This is a genomic window from Nonomuraea glycinis, assembly GCF_014646515.1.
In the GTDB taxonomy this organism is placed as follows: Bacteria; Actinomycetota; Actinomycetes; order Streptosporangiales; family Streptosporangiaceae; genus Nonomuraea; species Nonomuraea glycinis.
On record NZ_BMNK01000008.1, the window covers coordinates 279217 to 294942 of the forward strand.

A 15726-nucleotide genomic window follows, 5' to 3' on the forward strand; every position below is an offset into this window, starting at 1 on the left:
CACCCTAGTCTCCCACATTTTTGGTAGGAAAGGGTGGTTTAACCTCGGGCGGACGCGCCGGCCATGATCCGGTCGACGATACCCCGGGTTCCCTCCTGGCGGGCGCAGTGCGCGCAGCAGTACCAGTGCTCGCCCGACTGGACCCCGTGCCCGATGACCTTGGTGCCGCAGTGCTCGCAGATCGGCGCCATCGCCTGGATCGCGCACTGGAAGGAGTCGAAGGTGTGCACGGACCCCTGCGCGTGCACCTCGAAGGCCATGTCGTAGTCGTTGCCGCAGGTCTCGCAGACAGCCATGATGTTCCCCTCTTTTGTCGCCTCGCGGATGGGCTACCCGGTGGCGGGCCTTCATCTCCTCAACGAACGGCCATATTCAGGCCGTACGAACGCGGCCATCGCCAGCAGCGGGAGGGCGAGCAGGCCCAGACAGGCGAGGGCGGCGGGCAGGCCGAGCCAGGCCGCCAGCGCCGCGACGAGCAGCGGGGAGACCACGAAGCCGGTGTAGGAGATGGCGGACACGCCGGACACGAGCGCTCCGGTGGCGTCGTCGGCGGCGGCCCGGCTGAGCAGGGCGGGCACCAGCGGGCCGAGGGTGAGCCCGGTGAGGGCGAATCCGGCCAGGGAGGGCACCGGCGAGCCGGCGAGGCCCGCCAGGGCGATGCCGCCGCAGCCGCCCACCCCCGCCACCAGATAGAGGGTGCGCGGCGTGAGCAGGGGCAGGGCCTGGGCGATGAGGCGGCCGACGGTGAGCGCGGTCATGTAGGCGGCGGGCGCGGCGCTCGCCAGCAGGACCGAAGCGCCCTGGTGGTCTTCGAGCAGCAGCACCGACCACTGCTCGACGGCGTTCTCGATGGCGAGCACGCCCGCCAGCAGCCCGCCGAGCAGCAGCGCGGCGGTCCACCGGCGCGGCCCGGCGCCCTCGCCCGGCGCGGGCGGCAGGCCGCGGCCCATGGGCAGGAGCGTCAGCGAAACTGCCGCGGCCACGATGAGCACGCCGATCGCCAGCAACACCGCCTGCGTCCCGGCGCCCTGCTCGCGGGCCAGGCCGGTGGCGGGCGCGGCGATGATGACCGCGACGGGGAAGGCGGCGTGCACCGGCTGGAACAGCCGGCGCCCGCTCTCCCGCTCGGCCCGCCCGGTGGCCATGTTGAGCGTGACGTCGAGCGCCCCGCTGGTGGCGCCGACGACCAGCAGCGCCACGGCGAGCTGCGCGGGTGAGGTGACCTGCCCGACGGCCGCGATGCTCAGCGCGAAGACCACCGTGGCGGTGAGCAGCGCGGGACGTTCCCGGCCGGAGGCCAGCCGCCCGGCCAGGGCCATCACCGGGATCGCGCCCACCGGCGTGCCGATCAGCGCCAGCCCGAACTCCGCCGTGGAGGCCCCGAGCTGCTCCTTGACGGCGGGCAGCAGCGCCGACCAGGACCCCCAGAAAACGCCCCAAGCAGCGCAGACGGCGATGAGGGGCACGGCATGAATCTTCACGAACACCCCATAAATCGGTCAGGCCACAGTAAAGTCCATTGTTGTCCTGAACGTCCCCTTATGAAGGGAAGCTCGTGCTTACGAGAACGGTCATCGCGGCCACCCTGGTCGCCGCCGGGATCGCCGCCGCCCCCGCACCCGCCTACGCCGCCTCCGCGGTCGAGTCCCCGGAGAGCATCTGCGGCCCCGGATTCAAGCGGGTCGCCGACGGTCACCGCCCGATGAAGACCCGCCGCGGCGCGGTGTTCGGGCACGTGTACCTCATGTACAACAAGCGCAGCGGCAAGAACTGCGTCGCCGCCATCAAGACGGCCTTCCGGGGAGCCCGTACGACCACCGGCGCCGCGCTCAGCATCCGCCGCGGCGCCAAGTCGGTGGACGTGAACGAGTACCGCTACTACGCCGAGACCGGTCACCTCACCGGGGCGTGGAAGTGCGTGAAGTACGCCGGCTGGACCAAGGACCCGCGCGGCAAGGTGGAGGCGTGGGGCGGCCGCACCTCGTGGGGCAACTGCGCGGGCTGAAAGATTTTCCGCCGAAGCCGTCACAACGAGCAGCCCTGTCCCGTCCTCCTTGAGTAAGCACCACACCAAGGAGATTCCCATGACTCAGCGGCTCAATGTGGCGGCGCTCGCCCCGGAAGCCTACAAATCGTTCGGCGCCGTGGAGGCGTACCTGCACAACTGCGGGGTGCCGCTCGGCACGCTGGAGCTGATGAAGCTGCGCGCCAGCCAGATCAACGGCTGCGCGTTCTGCGTCGACATGCACAGCCGTGACCTGAAGAAGGCCGGCGAGAGCGACGAGCGGCTCTGGTCGGTGGCCGCCTGGCGGGAGGCCACCGTCTACACCCCGGCGGAGCGGGCCGCGCTGGCGCTCACCGAGGAGGCGACCAGGATGGCCGACCGCGCGGCCGTGCCCGACGCGGTATGGCAGGAGGCGGCCGAGCACTATAACGAGCAGCAGCTCGCGTCGCTGGTGGTCGCGATCGCGATGATCAACGCGTGGAACCGGATCGCGGTCACGACCAGGACCCCTCCCGGCACCGTGTGACGGACAGCGGGCGGCCCTGGTGCCGCCCGCACGCCCGCACGCCCGCACGCCCGCACGCCCGCACGCCCGCACGCCCGCCGACACCGTACGAAGACGTACAAATGCGTTGAGCGTCCGCGTGCCGCCGGTTAGGTTGTCGCCCAGGGCAACCCGTCGCCAAGTCGTTGTCAACCGGCGCGGCGCAAAGTAGGCCCCAGGGCGAGCGCCAGAGGGGGCAGGCCATGAGACGCGTGAGAACCGTCAAGACGACGAGCAAGCGGCGTCCGGACCGGAACACGGACGTGGACCTGCGATCTCCGTCGGGCCGACGACTTCCCTACTGATCTGATCCTTACACCGAACATACAGGGGTATCTGTAGATAACATAGGTAACAGGATTATCACGGGGGGCTCACATGAACAGGCTGGTCGCGGTCGCACCGCGCGTTGTCAGGCACAAGGTCCGCGACATCGGCTCGGCGGACCGGCGCAGGACCGCCACCGATCCGAAGGTCGTCGACCTGCGCGCCTACAGCGGCCGTAACGTCATCCGCTTTCCCGGCGGTCCCACGCCCGCCGCATAGGAACGTTCCAGGCCGGTCGGCGCCCCAGGCTGCGGGCGCCCGGCCTCAGCCGTAGAGCTTCATGCTGTAGGAGGCGTCGGCGTAGTAAGCCTCCAGCTCGGCCAGGGATTCCTCGGTCGCCTGCACGTCCTTGACGAGGGTGGCGTGCGAGGGCAGCGCGTCGGGGGCCCACGTGTCGGACTTCCAGAGCTTGCTGCGCATGAACGCCTTGCCACAGTGCAGGAAGATCTGCTCGATCTCCACGACGAGCGCCAGGGCCGGCCGGTTGCCCTTGACGATCATCTCGTCGAAGAACGGCGCCTCCCTGACCAGCCGGGCACGGCCGTTGATCCGCAGGGTCTCGTTGCGGCCGGGGACCACGAAGATCAGGCCGACCCGCGGGTTGGCCAGGATGTTGAGGAAGCCGTCGGCCCTGCGGTTGCCGGGGCGGTCCGGGATGGCGATCGTGCTGTCGTCGATGACGTACGTGAAACCGGCGGGGTCGCCCTTGGGCGAGACGTCGCACGTGCCGTCGGCGTCCGCGGTCGCGATCAGGCAGAACGGCGAGGCCGCCAGCCACTGCCGGTCACGCTCGTGCAGGCGCACCCGGTCCTTGGTGGCCGCCCGGGGCATCACCTCGCCCAGTAATGCGCGCAGCTCGGACTCGGATTCGATCTCCACCCAGCTCATCTGATCTCCTTCGGGGGGACTGCCCCGATTATGTCAGCGCCGGGTCGGCCGGTCACCAGCGCCGGGCCCTCGCCATGGCCCCCAGCAGCGCGTCCCGCTCGGCCTCGAACCGCCCGGCGTCCATGCCCTCGCGCTCGGTGCGCAGGTGCAGCATGGTCAGCTCGGTGGCCGCCTGCTGATAGTCGCTCATCGCCCGGCCGAGCCTGGCGCGCCTGGCCCACTTACGGGCCGCCCGGCGGGCCGGAAGGGTGGACAGCATGCGGATGTCCGGCGGCGTGACCAGCCCGGTCTGCTCGTATCCGGGCAGGTAGACGGCCATCTTGGCGACGAAGTGCCGACGCTCCCTGACGGTGATCATGATCAGCCAGATGAGCACTGCCATGATCACCAGGTACGCGATGCCGAGCGCCGGCAGCGACTCCATCGTGGCCGCGCCGTTCCACAGGCCGTGCAGCAGGACCGCGCCCAGGTAGCCGAGCGGAATCGCGGCGAAGCGGAAGGCGTTGCGGCGGGTCAGCGCGTAGGCGACGCCCACCCCGATCATCGAGGTGTAGACCGGGTGCCCCAGCGGGTCGATCAGCCCTCGGATGACGAAGAGCTGCACGGCCGCCTCCAGGCCGTCCTGCCCGTAGGCGAGCAGGTAGTAGCCGACGTTCTCCACGACGGCGAAGCCCAGCCCGGCCATCGAGGCGTACACGATGCCGTCGGTCAGCCCGTCGATCTCCCGCCTCCTGCGCAGGAGCAGCAGCAGCGCCGAGCCCTTGAGCGCCTCCTCGATCACCGGGGCCAGGAACACCGTGCCGGCCACGTCGACCTGCTCGGGCCCGTAGCCCGCCCGGGCGAAGAGCGCCTGCCCCGCCATCGTGAGCACGATCGCGAGGACCACCGCCACCCCCGCCCCCCAGGCGAACGCGAACAGCAGGTGGAGCTTCGGCTCCGGCTCCAGCCGGTCCAGTGAGAGCACCGCCGCCAGCAGCACCGGCAGCGGCGTCACCGCCAGCGCCGCCGACACCCCGAACCCGGCCGGGCCGCCCTCCAGCAGCAGGAACACCAGGACGACCAGGGCCAGCGCGCTGGAGATCACCAGGCAGATCAGCAACGCCTTGCTGGGGCGCTGATCGTGCGTCGTCGTGGGGGGCGGAGCGGTCATCGCGGAGCCTTCCTTCGTTTCGGGCTCCCACTGTGACGCAACCACATCGACGCTCGCTTGCCGATCACTTGCGGGCCTCGCTGTAGTAGGGATCGACGACCCCCTCCGGGTAGGCGTACACCGCCCGGCCCGACACGAACACCCGCAGGGCCCGGCTCATCACGTCGAGCGGATCACCCGACCAGATGACCACGTCACCGTCGAGCCCCGGCCGCAACGCGCCCACCCGGTCGTCGATGCCCATGATGCGGGCCGGGTTGACGGTGATCGAGCGCAGCGCCTCCGCCGCGTCCAGCCCTTCCTTGACCGCGAGCGTGGCCTGGTGGACCAGGAAGTGGATGGGCACCACGGGATGGTCGGTGGTGATCGCCAGCTCGACCCCGGCACGGGCCAGGATGCCGGGGTTGCGCAGCGAGCGCTGCCGCAGCTCCACCTTCGACCGGCTGGTGAACAGCGGGCCGATGATGACCGGGATGCCGCGCTCGGCCAGCAGGTCGGCCAGCAGATGCCCCTCGGTGCCATGGTTGATCACCAGGCGGTAGCCGAACTCGTCGGCGAGCCGCAGGGCGGTCGCGATGTCGTCGGCCCGGTGCGTGTGCTGGCACCAGGGCAGCTCACCGTCGAGGACCCGGACGAGCACCTCCAGCGTGGCGTCCCGGTCGAACGGCTTGCCCTCCTCGCGGGCGGCGGCGCGCCTGGCCCGGTAGTCCTGAGCCTTCATGAACGCCTCGCGGATCACCGCGGCCACCCCCTGCCGGGTGGACGGCAGCTTCTTCTGGTCGCCGTACACGCGTTTGGGGTTCTCGCCGAGCGCGCTCTTGACGCTCACCGGCTCCCTGATCAGCATCTCGTCGACGGTCCTGCCCCAGGTCTTGATCGCGACCGTCTGCCCGCCGATCGGGTTGGCGGAGCCCGGCTTGATCACCGCCGTGGTGACGCCGCCGGACAGCGCGTCGGCGAAGCCCAGCTCCGCCGGGTTGATGGCGTCCAGGGCGCGCAGCCGGGCGCCGTTCGGGTCGGTCGTCTCGTTGGTGTCGCGGCCGGCCCAGCCCTCGGCCTCCTCGTACACGCCGAGATGGCCGTGCGCCTCCACGAACCCGGGCAGCACCCAGCCGCCCTCGGCGTCCACCACCGTGCAGTCCGGCGGCACCTCCACATCGCGGCCCACCTCGACGATCTTCCCGTCCCTGATCAGGACGGTGCCGTCGTCGATGGGGTCGCCGTCCACGGGGACCACGTACCCATGGGTGATCGCGAGATTCATGGCCCACAACCTATCTGCGCGACCCGGACGTGAATGTGCGCGCCTGCCGGGTAGCCGGTCAAGATGATCGCCGAACTGTACGAACGCTGGCTGCTGGAGATGTGGAACGGGGACTTCCGGCTCGCGCACGACCTGGTCGGCCCCGGCTTCGTCGGTCACTGGCCGGGCATGGACGTACGTGGGCCCGACGAGCTGATCGCGACGCTGGAGCAGGGGCACGCGCCGTTCTCCGGCGTCACGGTCACGCTCGACATGGGCCCGATCGTGGACGGGGCGACCGTGGCGGCGCGGTGGACGTTCGCGGGCTCCTACCGGGGCGGCCTGCCGGGCACGACCGTGCCGGAGGGCACCCGGATCGCCTTCAGCGGCCACGACATCCTCCGCGCCGAGGGTGACCGGTTCGCCGAATACTGGGTCATCTCCGACACCCAGCGCCTGTCCCAGCAACTCGGCATGGGCTGATACCGCGCGCCTCCTGGCCAACGACTCGGCAGGGGCTGACTGCTCCTACTACTGTGGGTCGAAGGCGGATAAAGGAGGATTTGTGTCGTATGGCCCCGGGGCAGGCCCGGCCCCCCGCGCGCTCCAGGACACGGAGCTGGCCGACCTGCTCGCCCGGCAGCGCTTCGGCGCGCTCGCGACGCAGAAGAGCAGCGGCCGGCCGCATCTGTCCACCGTCGCCTACACCTGGGACCCCGAACGGCAGGTCGTCAGGATCTCCACCATCGCCGACCGCCTCAAGGTCCGCCAGCTCCAGCGCGACCCGCACGGCGCCCTCTACGTCGCCAGCGACGACTTCTGGTCCTACGCCGTGGCCGAGGGCGAGGCCGAGCTGTCACCGGTGAGCACCGAGCCGGGCGACGAGGCCGGCCTCGAACTCCTCGCCATGCAGCCGAACGCCCCCAGGGACCAGGAGGCGTTCCTCCGGCAGATGGTGAACGACCGGCGGATGACCATCCGGCTTCAGGTCACCCGCCTGTACGGCACCGCACTGGACGTCACCGGGGAAGCGGCGTCCGCGCCGTCCCCTTGGCCGTCGCCGGCGGCCGCCCCGCTCCAAGGTCTCGCGGGCCGGCCACCCTGGTGACCTCCCGGGGCAGGGAGCCGAAGAGATGCAGGCCCCCTGCCCTGATCAGGCATTTCTCACCTGGACGTGAAATCAGCTGCAGCCGCTGGTGGAGCCGCAGCCCTCGCAGACGTAGCAGCTGCCCGCCGGGCGCATCTTCGTGCCGCACGTCATGCAGAGCGGCGCGTCCGCCGTGAAGCGCTGGTGGCTCTCCAGCGTCAGCTCCTTGACCGCCTCCGGCTTCGGCCGTTCCTCGATCGGCGCCGACTGGGCCAGCGCCTCGCGGTCGACCGACTCCTGCAGCGCCGACGGGTCCTCGCCGCGCTGCTGCGCCGCCCGCTCGGCCATCGAGAAGATCCCCAGCGCCGCCCGCTCGTCGTAGGGCAGGTGGTCCAGCGCCAGGCGGCGGAAGATGTAGTCCATCACCGAGGTCGCCATCCGGATGTCCGGGTCATCCGTCATGCCGGCGGGCTCGAAGCGCATGTTGACGAACTTGCTCATGTACGTCTCGAGCGGCACCCCGTACTGCAGGCCGATCGAGATCGCCACCGAGAAGGCGTCCATGACGCCCGCCAGCGTCGAACCCTGCTTGGACATCTTGAGGAAGACCTCGCCCAGCCCGTCGTCAGGGTAGGAGGAGGCCGTCATGTAGCCCTTGGCGCCGCCCACCGTGAACCGGGTCGTGGTGCTGGGCCGCTGGTTGGGCATCCGGCGCCTGGTCGGCCGGTTGACCTCGATGACCTTGACCTCGGGCTCCGGCTCGGCCTCGGCCGTCTTCGACTCGCTCTTCGTGCCGCCCACCGACAGCGGCTGGCCCACCTTGCAGTTGTCGCGGTAGACCGCGAGCGCCTTCAGCCCGAGCTTCCAGCCCTCCATGTAGACCTGCTCGATGTCGTCGATCGTCGCCGACTCCGGGAGGTTGACGGTCTTGGAGATCGCGCCGGACAGGAACGGCTGCGCGGCGGCCATCATCCGGACGTGACCCATGGGCGCGATGGCCCGCTCGCCCATCGCGCAGTCGAACACCTCGTAGTGCTCGGGCCGCAGGCTGGGGGCGTCCACCACGTGGCCGTGCTCGGCGATGTACTCGACGATGGCCTCGATCTGCTCCTGCTGGTAGTGCAGCTGCCTGAGCGCGCGCGGGATCGTCTGGTTGACGATCTGCATCGACCCGCCGCCGACGAGCTTCTTGAACTTGACCAGCGCCAGGTCCGGCTCGATCCCGGTGGTGTCGCAGTCCATCATCAAGCCGATGGTCCCCGTGGGGGCCAGCAGGCTCGCCTGGGCGTTGCGGTAGCCGTTCTTCTCGCCGGTCTTGAGGCATTCGGTCCACTGGCGGGTCGCCTCGGCGTGGATCTGGGCGTCCACGGTGCCGACCGTGCGCAGGTCGTCGTTGGCGGCGGCGTGCTTGCGCATGACCCGCTTGTGCGGCTCGGCGTTACGGGCATAACCGTCGTACGGCCCCACCACGCCGGCCAGTTCGGCACTGCGCCGGTAGGACACCCCGGTCATCAACGACGTGATCGCTCCGGCCACCGCACGGCCGCCGTCGGAGTCGTACGCGTGGCCGGTCGCCATGAGGAGCGCGCCCAGGTTGGCGTAGCCGATGCCGAGCTGGCGGTAGGCGCGGGTGGTCTCGCCGATCTTCTCCGTCGGGAAGTCCGCGAAGGTGATCGAGATGTCCATCGCGGTGATGATCAGCTCGGTCAGCTTGACGAAGCCGGCGATGTCGAAGGAGTTGTCGTCGTTCAGGAACTTCAGCAGGTTGATGCTGGCCAGGTTGCACGAGGAGTTGTCCAGGTGGACGTACTCGGAGCAGGGGTTGCTCGCGGTGATGCGGCCCGTTTCCGGGGTGGTGTGCCAGTCGTTGATCGTGTCGTCGTACTGCACGCCCGGGTCGGCGCACTCCCACGCCGCCTTGGCCATCTTGCGGAACAGCTCACGCGCGTCGACGGTCTCGATCACCTCGCCGGTCAGGCGGGCCCGCAGACCGAACGCGTCCCCCTTGCCGACCGCGCGCATGAACTCCTCGGAGACGCGCACCGAGTTGTTGGCGTTCTGGTACTGCACGGAGACGATGTCCTTGCCGCCCAGGTCCATGTCGAACCCGGCGTCCCGCAGCGCGCGGACCTTGTCCTCCTCGCGCGCCTTGGTCTCGATGAACTCCTCGATGTCCGGGTGGTCCACGTCGAGGACGACCATCTTGGCGGCCCGGCGGGTCGCGCCGCCGGACTTGATGGTGCCCGCGCTGGCGTCCGCGCCGCGCATGAACGACACCGGGCCGCTGGCCGTACCGCCGCTGGAGAGCAGCTCCTTGGACGAGCGGATGCGGGAGAGGTTGACCCCCGACCCGGAGCCGCCCTTGAAGATCACGCCCTCTTCCTTGTACCACTCCAGGATCGACTCCATCTGGTCGTCCACGGAGAGGATAAAGCAAGCGCTCACTTGCTGAGGTGACTGGGTTCCGACGTTGAACCAGACCGGGGAGTTGAAGGCGAAGACCTGGTGGACCAGGGCGTGCTTCAGCTCGTGGTCGAAGATCTCGGCGTCCTCCTCACTGGCGAAGTAGCCGTGCTCCAGCCCCGTCCTGGTGTAGACGCCGACCACGCGGTCGACGAGCTGCTTCAGACTCCACTCGCGCTGCGGCGTGCCCACCGCGCCGCGGAAGTATTTGGTGGTCACGATGTTGGCCGCGTTGACCGACCAGAACTCGGGGAACTCGACGCCCCGCTGCTCGAAGTTGATCGACCCGTCGCGCCAGTTGGTCATGACAACGTCGCGGCGCTCCCACGCGATCTCGTCGTACGGGTGCACGCCGGGCGTGGTGAAGATCCGCTTCATCTTCAGGCCCTTGCGCGGACGCTTGCCCCCGCGCGCCACTGAACCACTGGACGTCTCCGTCATGACTCCCCCTTCTCCGCCTTCAACTGTTGGATCTCGGCCTCGAAATCCGCCAGACTTTCGAAACCGCGATACACCGATGCGAAACGCAAGTACGCCACCTCGTCGAGCTCGCGCAGCGGCCCGAGGATCGCCAGCCCCACCTCGTTGGCGGCGATCTCGGCCGCGCCCCTGGCCCGGATGGCCTCCTCGACGCTCTGACCCAGCTGGGCCAGGGAGTCCTCGCTCACCGGTCTGCCCTGACAGGCCCGCCGCACGCCCGCGACGACCTTCTCTCGCGAGAAGGGCTCGGTCACTCCGCTGCGCTTGTTCACCATCAGCAGTACGGTCTCCTGCGTGGTGAATCGTCGGCCACACTTGGAGCACGTCCGGCGACGCCTGATGGCGGCGCCGTCCTCGGTGGAGCGGCTGTCGATGACCCTGGTGTCGGGATGGCGGCAGAACGGACAGTGCACGCTTACGCCTCCTCGAACCGGGGTCACCACCGGCGCGAAACCCGCGTCACCATAGGCTCTCGCACGCGCCATGGCCTGCCATGGTGCGGTCGTCGAAACACTAGGTGTGGTGAACTACATCGGTGTAACTACTAGATGTTGTGGTCCAACCGTAGGAGGGTGCGAGCATGAACGCAAGTTGGAAAGCACCCCAACGTGGAACCCGCTGATCAACCCCAGCCTTCCCACTCGCCCCGGGCGTGTCGCTCCTGACTCGGGCTCGCGTGTCACTCCGGTTGCTGCACGTCACGTCGGTGAATCCCGCTCACATACGGCTCGAACGTTCACTGCCGTCAAAGAGGTCCAGCACGTACGACCCAGCACCGGACACCGACTCAGCCCGGCATCGCGCCCGAACCACCTGAGCGCACCCTTGACACCGCACTCCCCTGAAGACCCTCCACCCAAGCCTCGCTCGCGCCGGTCGCGCTGTTCGATCCCGCACCGGTCGCGCTGGTTGATCCGGTCCAGGGTCGGCTCGCGCCGGTCGGTCCGGCGGATGCGTGGCTCGCCGCCAAGATCCCGAGCCAGAACCCGGCTAGCGACAGCAGCGCCAAAGCCAGCACGAGCACGGCCCTGCCCCGGCGCGTGAGCCGCACCGGAGGCGTCTTGGGAGCCGCGTCCTGGAGGGTGCCACGGCCTCCGACGGGGGCGGGCCGCCTGCCGCCCCTCCCACGAGAACCACCCACGCCTCGAACCGCCGTCAGGTCATAGACCTCGGCACCACTCCGAGAGGCGTCCACCAGCCCGGCCGCACGGCGCTGCCCCGAGGCTCTCCACGCCCCTCGGCGAGCCTTCACAGCCGGGCGCCTACCGGACTTCGCCGAGTCACCGCCACGCCCGGCAGGCGTCTCGCCCCGGGCCGGCCGTCCACCATCCGCCATCTGGTCGTACGGCCCATCGCTGACCCGCTCACCCCGCCGTCCCCCGGCCCGCCCGTCCTCGCCAGCACGCCGCCGCCCGGCCCGCCCGTCCTCGCCCGCACGCCGCCGCCCGGCCCGCCCGTCCTCGCCCGCACGCCGCCGCCCGGCCCGCTCTTCCTTGGCGGTACGCCGCCCTCCGGCATGGTCACCATCAGGCGCCCACAGCCCCTCCTCCTTGGCCGAACGCCGCCCACCAGTCCGATCACCGCCGGGTACCCGCAGCCCGGCCCGCTCATCCCCTGCCACACGCCGCCCTCCGCCCCCCGCACCGTCGCGCACCCGCACCCCGGATCGCTCATCTCCGGCCACACGCCGCCTTCCGACCGCCTCGCCTCCGCGCGCCCGCACTCTGGCCCGCTGATCATTGGTACGCCTTGGCGCCTCAAGCCGTTCATCGTCCGTCCGGCGTGACCCTGTCCGCACGTCGTCACGCGCACGGGCTCCGGCTCGCGCATCCCGTACGCGTACACCGGCCGACTGGTCCGCACCCGCAGGCCGCAGCCTGGCCGACGGCGAGGGCGACGGCGACGGCGACGGCGACGGCGGGAGGGTGTCAGAGTCCGCGCGAGGCGAAGGCACGAGCCGCAAGCGTGGCCTCCCCGCAGGTGCCGCTGGACGGGCGCCCAGCCCCTTCGACGGGCCCCTCTCCACCCGATCACGGTTCCGCGCTACCGGCTTCCGGGCCTCCGCGCCCCCGTCCCCCCGAACCTCGGCGTGAGGGACAGCGTCATCCGCAACGTCGTGGCGACCCTCCCCCGGCGACTCCTCATCGCCTGGCGCGCCACCCCTCGGCCCCAGCTCGCCCAAAGCGCCCCCGCTCGTGACACTCTCGCCCCACACACCCTCACTCGGAGCATCCTGACCCCGAACGCCCCCACCCGAAACGTTCAGACCGGAAACTGTCACGGCCGTAAAGCCCGCGACGGGAACCCTCCCAACCCCCGATCCTGAGACGCCCGCTTTCGCGACCCCCCTTCTCGGGACGGTCTCTCCTGGAGTGGCCTCTCGGACGAAGTCCCCGGCAAGGCGCGCCCTGCCGTCGCTCCCGGCGCTTGCGTCCCGGCGACCGTCACCCTGGGTGACATCGTCGCCCGTGCACCTCCCGTGGGTGGTGCACGGGTCTGTGACTTCGTCCTGTATCCGCCCATCTACGGAACTCGAACACACCGCCGCCATATCACCTGAAATATCGCCCGTACAGGCACGCGTCTGGTCTTGATCAGAAATGTCCGTACAGCCGCCTCTCCCCTGGACAGCCTCCATCACGAGGGTGAGGCGCTTGACGTCGCCGCTGGTCGGGTCTGTGATTGTGGTCGCTCGCACGATTGACCTCCCGCCGTCGTGGCCCGAGAAACGCCACATAAAGATCGGCAAATCGAACACGATGTCGATCGAACTCCCGTACGATGTTGTACACCACGCTGCAAGCAATTTCGAGGAAGACTCGAACAATTGTTTGAAAATGATCTTCAACAGCGATACGGTCGCTGTGTGCGACATCAGGACCACGGACCGGGAGGTCTGCCGGTGAGGCAGGCCGTCGGGCGAGGAGGCAGAGCATGAGCGAGCGGGATGACGCAAACGGGGTCGCGGACCTCGCGGTGCGCCGACGTGACTCCCTGGGATTGACCCCCAGGCAGCGCAAGATCCTCGAGGTGATTCGCGAGTCGGTGCAACGGCGCGGCTATCCGCCCTCCATGCGTGAGATCGGCGAGGCCGTGCAGCTGACCAGCACGTCGAGCGTGTCGCACCAGTTGACCGCCTTGCAGCGCAAGGGCTATCTGCGGCGTGACCCGCACCGCCCGCGTGCGTTGGAGGTTCGCCTGCCGGGCGAGCCGGTGCTCTGGGTCGACCCCGACGCCAGCAATGACGAGACCCCGATCAACAGGCCCACCGCCGCTTATGTTCCGCTGGTGGGTCGCATCGCCGCCGGTGGCCCGATCTTGGCCGAGGAGAGCGTGGAGGACGTCTTCGCCCTCCCCAAGCAGCTCGTCGGCGAGGGCACGCTCTTCCTCCTGCAGGTCGCCGGTGACTCCATGATCGACGCCGCCATCGCCGACGGTGATTGGGTCGTGGTCCGCCAGCAGCCGGTGGCGGAGAGCGGTGACATCGTGGCCGCCATGATCGAGGGCGAGGCCACGGTCAAGACCTTCAAGCGCAAGGACGGCCACGTCTGGCTGGTCCCGCACAACGCCAACTACGAGCCGATCCCCGGCGACGAGGCCAGCGTCCTGGGCAAGGTCGTGGCAGTCCTCCGCCGCCTCTGACCCACCCAAGCCCCACCTGCTAGCGCCGGCCCGGGTGACGCCCCAGCACGGTGCGACTGAGAGTCGCACCGTGCCCGGCTGCGAAGGTACGGCGATACTTCCGGGGCGGCCCTGCACCTAGGTGCACCCCCATCCGGCACTTAGCGTGATTCCTCGGGTGAACCCCGCTCCGTAACGTCGCCGGTATGACACTCATCGAAGCGAAAGACCTCCCCAAACGTCGCGCACGCAACATCGCTCTCTGGGTGCTTCAAGTGCTCACCGCCGGCCCGCTCCTCCTGGCGGCGGCCGCCAAGTTGACCGGCGCCGAACCGTCCGCCTCTACCTTCGAGGCGATCGGATGGGGCGACTGGTTCCGCAATCTGGTGGGCCTTCTTGAGATCGCTGGGGTCGTGGCGCTGTTCGTCCCCTTGCTGGCTGGTCTCGCCGCGCTGGCGTTCGTCGGGCTGATGGCCGCTGCCGTCGTGACAGAAGCGTTCGTGACCGGTGGCGGTGTGGTCATGCCGCTCGTACTGCTCATGATGTCCGCAGCGATCGCCTGGGGCCGCCGAGCCAGCATCACCCGACTGCGAGCACTGGCCACCCAGCACTGACACGCCATCACCCGACTGCGAGCACTGGCCAGCCAGCACTGACACGCCATCGCCCTACTGCGGGGCATCGGGCGCCGGCGGCCGATGCCCCGCAGTCGGGCATCGGCCGCCGGCGGCCATGCACCCTACGTGGGGTCAGGGGTGGACCGCTTCAGGGGGACTTATCCCGGTATTTCTAGACTGGGTTGGTGAGCGACGCATTTGTGGGCGCAAATCTGAAGTCGACCAACGATGGACTCAAGTGGGCCAAGGCCGGGCCCGACGTCATCCCGGCCTGGGTCGCCGACATGGACCTGCCCACCGCCCCAGCGGTGATCGAGGCGCTGCACCGCCGCGCCGCCGGCGACCTCGGCTATCCCTCCTGGCTCGAGCAGCCGACGGGCGGCCCGCTGGCGGAGGCGTTCGCCGGGCGGATGGCCGCCAGATACGGCTGGAGCCCGGACCCGGCGCTGGTGCGCCCCTTCTCCGACATCAACCAGGCACTCCAGGTACTGCTCCACGTATGGACCGAACCGGGTGACACGGTGGCCGTGCACACCCCGGCCTACCATCCGTTCCTCGGCACGCTGGAGTCGATGCGCCGCCCGCTGCGCCCCATCCAGGCCCGGCCGGACGGCGATTCGTGGCGGTTCGAGGTGCCGGATCTGGCCGGGTGCAAGGTGCTGCTGCTGGTCAACCCGCACAATCCCACCGGCAGGGTCTTCACCCGCGAGGAGTTGGCGGAGCTGGCCGAGCTCGCCGAGCGGCACGACCTGATGGTCATCGCCGACGAGATCCACGCCGATCTGGTGTACGGCCCGGAACGCCACATCCCGTTCGCCACCATCCTCCCGGCCCGCACCGTCACCCTGACCTCGGCCACGAAGGCGTTCAACCTGGGCGGCATCCGGTGCTCGGTGGCGCACGTCAGCGCGCCGGGGGTGCTGAAGGCACTCGACGCCCAGCCGCCCTTCCTGTTCGGCTCGCCGAGCGTGCTCGGTGTGGAGGCGACGGTCGCGGCCTGGCGGCACGGCGACGCCTGGCTTGACGAGACCCGCGCCCTGCTGGACCGCAACCGGCGCACGATCGCCGCACGCCTGCCCGAGGAGGTGACGTACCGGATCCCGCAGGCCACCTATCTGGCGTGGCTCGACTACGGCCGCACGGGCATGGCCGAGGTCCTGGAAGAGAAGGCCAAGGTGCTGCTCAGCGACGGTGCCGCGTTCGGGCCGGGCGGCGAGACGTACGTACGGCTGAACTTCGCCACCACCGAGCCCGTCCTGGACGAGCTGCTGCGGCGGATCGCGAAGACGGAGCTGTGACGC

At 69.8% G+C, this 15726-nt stretch carries 17 protein-coding genes; 9 read left to right on the forward strand and 8 right to left on the reverse strand.

Annotated features, from left to right (window positions below; genetic code table 11):
- Positions 1-38 precede the first annotated feature (38 nt).
- The gene (locus tag IEY87_RS23880; protein ID WP_189140976.1) at positions 39-296 is read right to left on the reverse strand and encodes a metallothionein; all 258 of its coding nucleotides are present in this window, start codon (positions 294-296) and stop codon (positions 39-41) included.
- 51 nt (positions 297-347) lie between these two features.
- Positions 348-1481, reverse strand: a complete 1134-nt coding sequence (locus IEY87_RS23885) for an MFS transporter (protein ID WP_189140977.1) — start codon at positions 1479-1481, stop codon at positions 348-350.
- Positions 1482-1555: 74 nt separating this feature from the next.
- Here IEY87_RS23885 and IEY87_RS23890 point away from each other — a divergent pair, with 74 nt between their 5' ends.
- The 3 genes from IEY87_RS23890 (at position 1556) to IEY87_RS23900 (ending at position 3095) form a co-directional block, all read left to right on the forward strand.
- Positions 1556-2005: a hypothetical protein gene (locus tag IEY87_RS23890; RefSeq protein ID WP_189140978.1), complete on the forward strand. Its 450-nt coding sequence runs from the start codon at positions 1556-1558 to the stop codon at positions 2003-2005.
- 79 nt (positions 2006-2084) lie between these two features.
- Positions 2085-2531, forward strand: coding sequence for a carboxymuconolactone decarboxylase family protein (locus tag IEY87_RS23895; RefSeq protein WP_189140979.1), 447 nt, complete (start codon positions 2085-2087; stop codon positions 2529-2531).
- Between the two features lie 396 nt (positions 2532-2927).
- On the forward strand, positions 2928-3095 hold the full coding sequence (locus IEY87_RS23900) for a hypothetical protein (protein ID WP_189140980.1): 168 nt from the start codon (positions 2928-2930) through the stop codon (positions 3093-3095).
- 45 nt (positions 3096-3140) lie between these two features.
- Here IEY87_RS23900 and IEY87_RS23905 read toward each other — a convergent pair whose 3' ends face one another.
- The 3 genes from IEY87_RS23905 to IEY87_RS23915 all read right to left on the reverse strand — a co-directional run bounded on the left by IEY87_RS23905 (position 3141) and on the right by IEY87_RS23915 (position 6178).
- Complete coding sequence (locus IEY87_RS23905; protein WP_189140981.1) at positions 3141-3764, reverse strand: pyridoxamine 5'-phosphate oxidase family protein; 624 nt, start codon at positions 3762-3764, stop codon at positions 3141-3143.
- A 52-nt stretch (positions 3765-3816) separates the two neighbouring features.
- Positions 3817-4914 (reverse strand): PrsW family intramembrane metalloprotease, encoded by a 1098-nt coding sequence (locus IEY87_RS23910; protein WP_189140982.1) that lies wholly within the window; start codon positions 4912-4914, stop codon positions 3817-3819.
- Between the two features lie 64 nt (positions 4915-4978).
- Complete coding sequence (locus IEY87_RS23915; RefSeq protein WP_189140983.1) at positions 4979-6178, reverse strand: amidohydrolase; 1200 nt, start codon at positions 6176-6178, stop codon at positions 4979-4981.
- A gap of 63 nt (positions 6179-6241) precedes the next feature.
- Between IEY87_RS23915 and IEY87_RS23920 the strand changes: the two genes are divergently transcribed.
- Together IEY87_RS23920 and IEY87_RS23925 are read left to right on the forward strand one after the other, a co-directional pair.
- Positions 6242-6640 carry an ester cyclase gene (locus IEY87_RS23920; protein WP_189140984.1) on the forward strand — a complete coding sequence of 133 codons (399 nt, stop codon included), beginning with the start codon at positions 6242-6244 and terminating at the stop codon, positions 6638-6640.
- 82 nt (positions 6641-6722) lie between these two features.
- Positions 6723-7265: a TIGR03618 family F420-dependent PPOX class oxidoreductase gene (locus IEY87_RS23925; RefSeq protein WP_189140985.1), complete on the forward strand. Its 543-nt coding sequence runs from the start codon at positions 6723-6725 to the stop codon at positions 7263-7265.
- Positions 7266-7337: 72 nt separating this feature from the next.
- On the opposite strand, the gene IEY87_RS23930 is transcribed toward IEY87_RS23925, so the two are convergent.
- From IEY87_RS23930 to IEY87_RS23940, 3 genes are all read right to left on the reverse strand, one after another.
- Positions 7338-10148: a vitamin B12-dependent ribonucleotide reductase gene (locus IEY87_RS23930; protein ID WP_189140986.1), complete on the reverse strand. Its 2811-nt coding sequence runs from the start codon at positions 10146-10148 to the stop codon at positions 7338-7340.
- Positions 10145-10600, reverse strand: a complete 456-nt coding sequence (gene nrdR / locus IEY87_RS23935) for a transcriptional regulator NrdR (RefSeq protein ID WP_189140987.1) — start codon at positions 10598-10600, stop codon at positions 10145-10147. Before nrdR ends, IEY87_RS23930 begins: the two co-directional genes overlap by 4 nt.
- 835 nt (positions 10601-11435) lie before the next feature.
- Positions 11436-11714, reverse strand: a complete 279-nt coding sequence (locus tag IEY87_RS23940) for a hypothetical protein (RefSeq protein WP_189140988.1) — start codon at positions 11712-11714, stop codon at positions 11436-11438.
- 1127 nt (positions 11715-12841) lie between these two features.
- Between IEY87_RS23940 and IEY87_RS23945 the strand changes: the two genes are divergently transcribed.
- The 4 genes from IEY87_RS23945 (at position 12842) to IEY87_RS23960 (ending at position 15723) form a co-directional block, all read left to right on the forward strand.
- Positions 12842-13093, forward strand: a complete 252-nt coding sequence (locus IEY87_RS23945; protein ID WP_189140989.1) for a hypothetical protein — start codon at positions 12842-12844, stop codon at positions 13091-13093.
- 28 nt (positions 13094-13121) lie between these two features.
- The gene (gene lexA / locus IEY87_RS23950) at positions 13122-13829 is read left to right on the forward strand and encodes a transcriptional repressor LexA (protein ID WP_225277532.1); all 708 of its coding nucleotides are present in this window, start codon (positions 13122-13124) and stop codon (positions 13827-13829) included.
- A 185-nt stretch (positions 13830-14014) separates the two neighbouring features.
- Positions 14015-14422: a DoxX family protein gene (locus IEY87_RS23955; protein ID WP_189140990.1), complete on the forward strand. Its 408-nt coding sequence runs from the start codon at positions 14015-14017 to the stop codon at positions 14420-14422.
- A 188-nt stretch (positions 14423-14610) separates the two neighbouring features.
- The gene (locus IEY87_RS23960) at positions 14611-15723 is read left to right on the forward strand and encodes a MalY/PatB family protein (protein ID WP_225277531.1); all 1113 of its coding nucleotides are present in this window, start codon (positions 14611-14613) and stop codon (positions 15721-15723) included.
- Positions 15724-15726 lie beyond the last annotated feature (3 nt).

What these genes read in the sequence shown, in the direction of transcription:
- IEY87_RS23905 (WP_189140981.1), bottom strand. Translation starts at nt 3,764, where the DNA reads ATGAGCTGGGTGGAGATCGAATCCGAGTCCGAGCTGCGCGCATTACTG.
- IEY87_RS23910 (WP_189140982.1), bottom strand. Translation starts at nt 4,914, where the DNA reads ATGACCGCTCCGCCCCCCACGACGACGCACGATCAGCGCCCCAGCAAG.
- IEY87_RS23920 (WP_189140984.1), top strand. Translation starts at nt 6,242, where the DNA reads ATGATCGCCGAACTGTACGAACGCTGGCTGCTGGAGATGTGGAACGGG.
- lexA (WP_225277532.1), top strand. Translation starts at nt 13,122, where the DNA reads ATGAGCGAGCGGGATGACGCAAACGGGGTCGCGGACCTCGCGGTGCGC.
- IEY87_RS23880 (WP_189140976.1), bottom strand. Translation starts at nt 296, where the DNA reads ATGGCTGTCTGCGAGACCTGCGGCAACGACTACGACATGGCCTTCGAG.
- IEY87_RS23955 (WP_189140990.1), top strand. Translation starts at nt 14,015, where the DNA reads ATGACACTCATCGAAGCGAAAGACCTCCCCAAACGTCGCGCACGCAAC.
- IEY87_RS23940 (WP_189140988.1), bottom strand. Translation starts at nt 11,714, where the DNA reads ATGGTGACCATGCCGGAGGGCGGCGTACCGCCAAGGAAGAGCGGGCCG.
- IEY87_RS23900 (WP_189140980.1), top strand. Translation starts at nt 2,928, where the DNA reads ATGAACAGGCTGGTCGCGGTCGCACCGCGCGTTGTCAGGCACAAGGTC.
- IEY87_RS23895 (WP_189140979.1), top strand. Translation starts at nt 2,085, where the DNA reads ATGACTCAGCGGCTCAATGTGGCGGCGCTCGCCCCGGAAGCCTACAAA.
- IEY87_RS23915 (WP_189140983.1), bottom strand. Translation starts at nt 6,178, where the DNA reads ATGAATCTCGCGATCACCCATGGGTACGTGGTCCCCGTGGACGGCGAC.
- IEY87_RS23930 (WP_189140986.1), bottom strand. Translation starts at nt 10,148, where the DNA reads ATGACGGAGACGTCCAGTGGTTCAGTGGCGCGCGGGGGCAAGCGTCCG.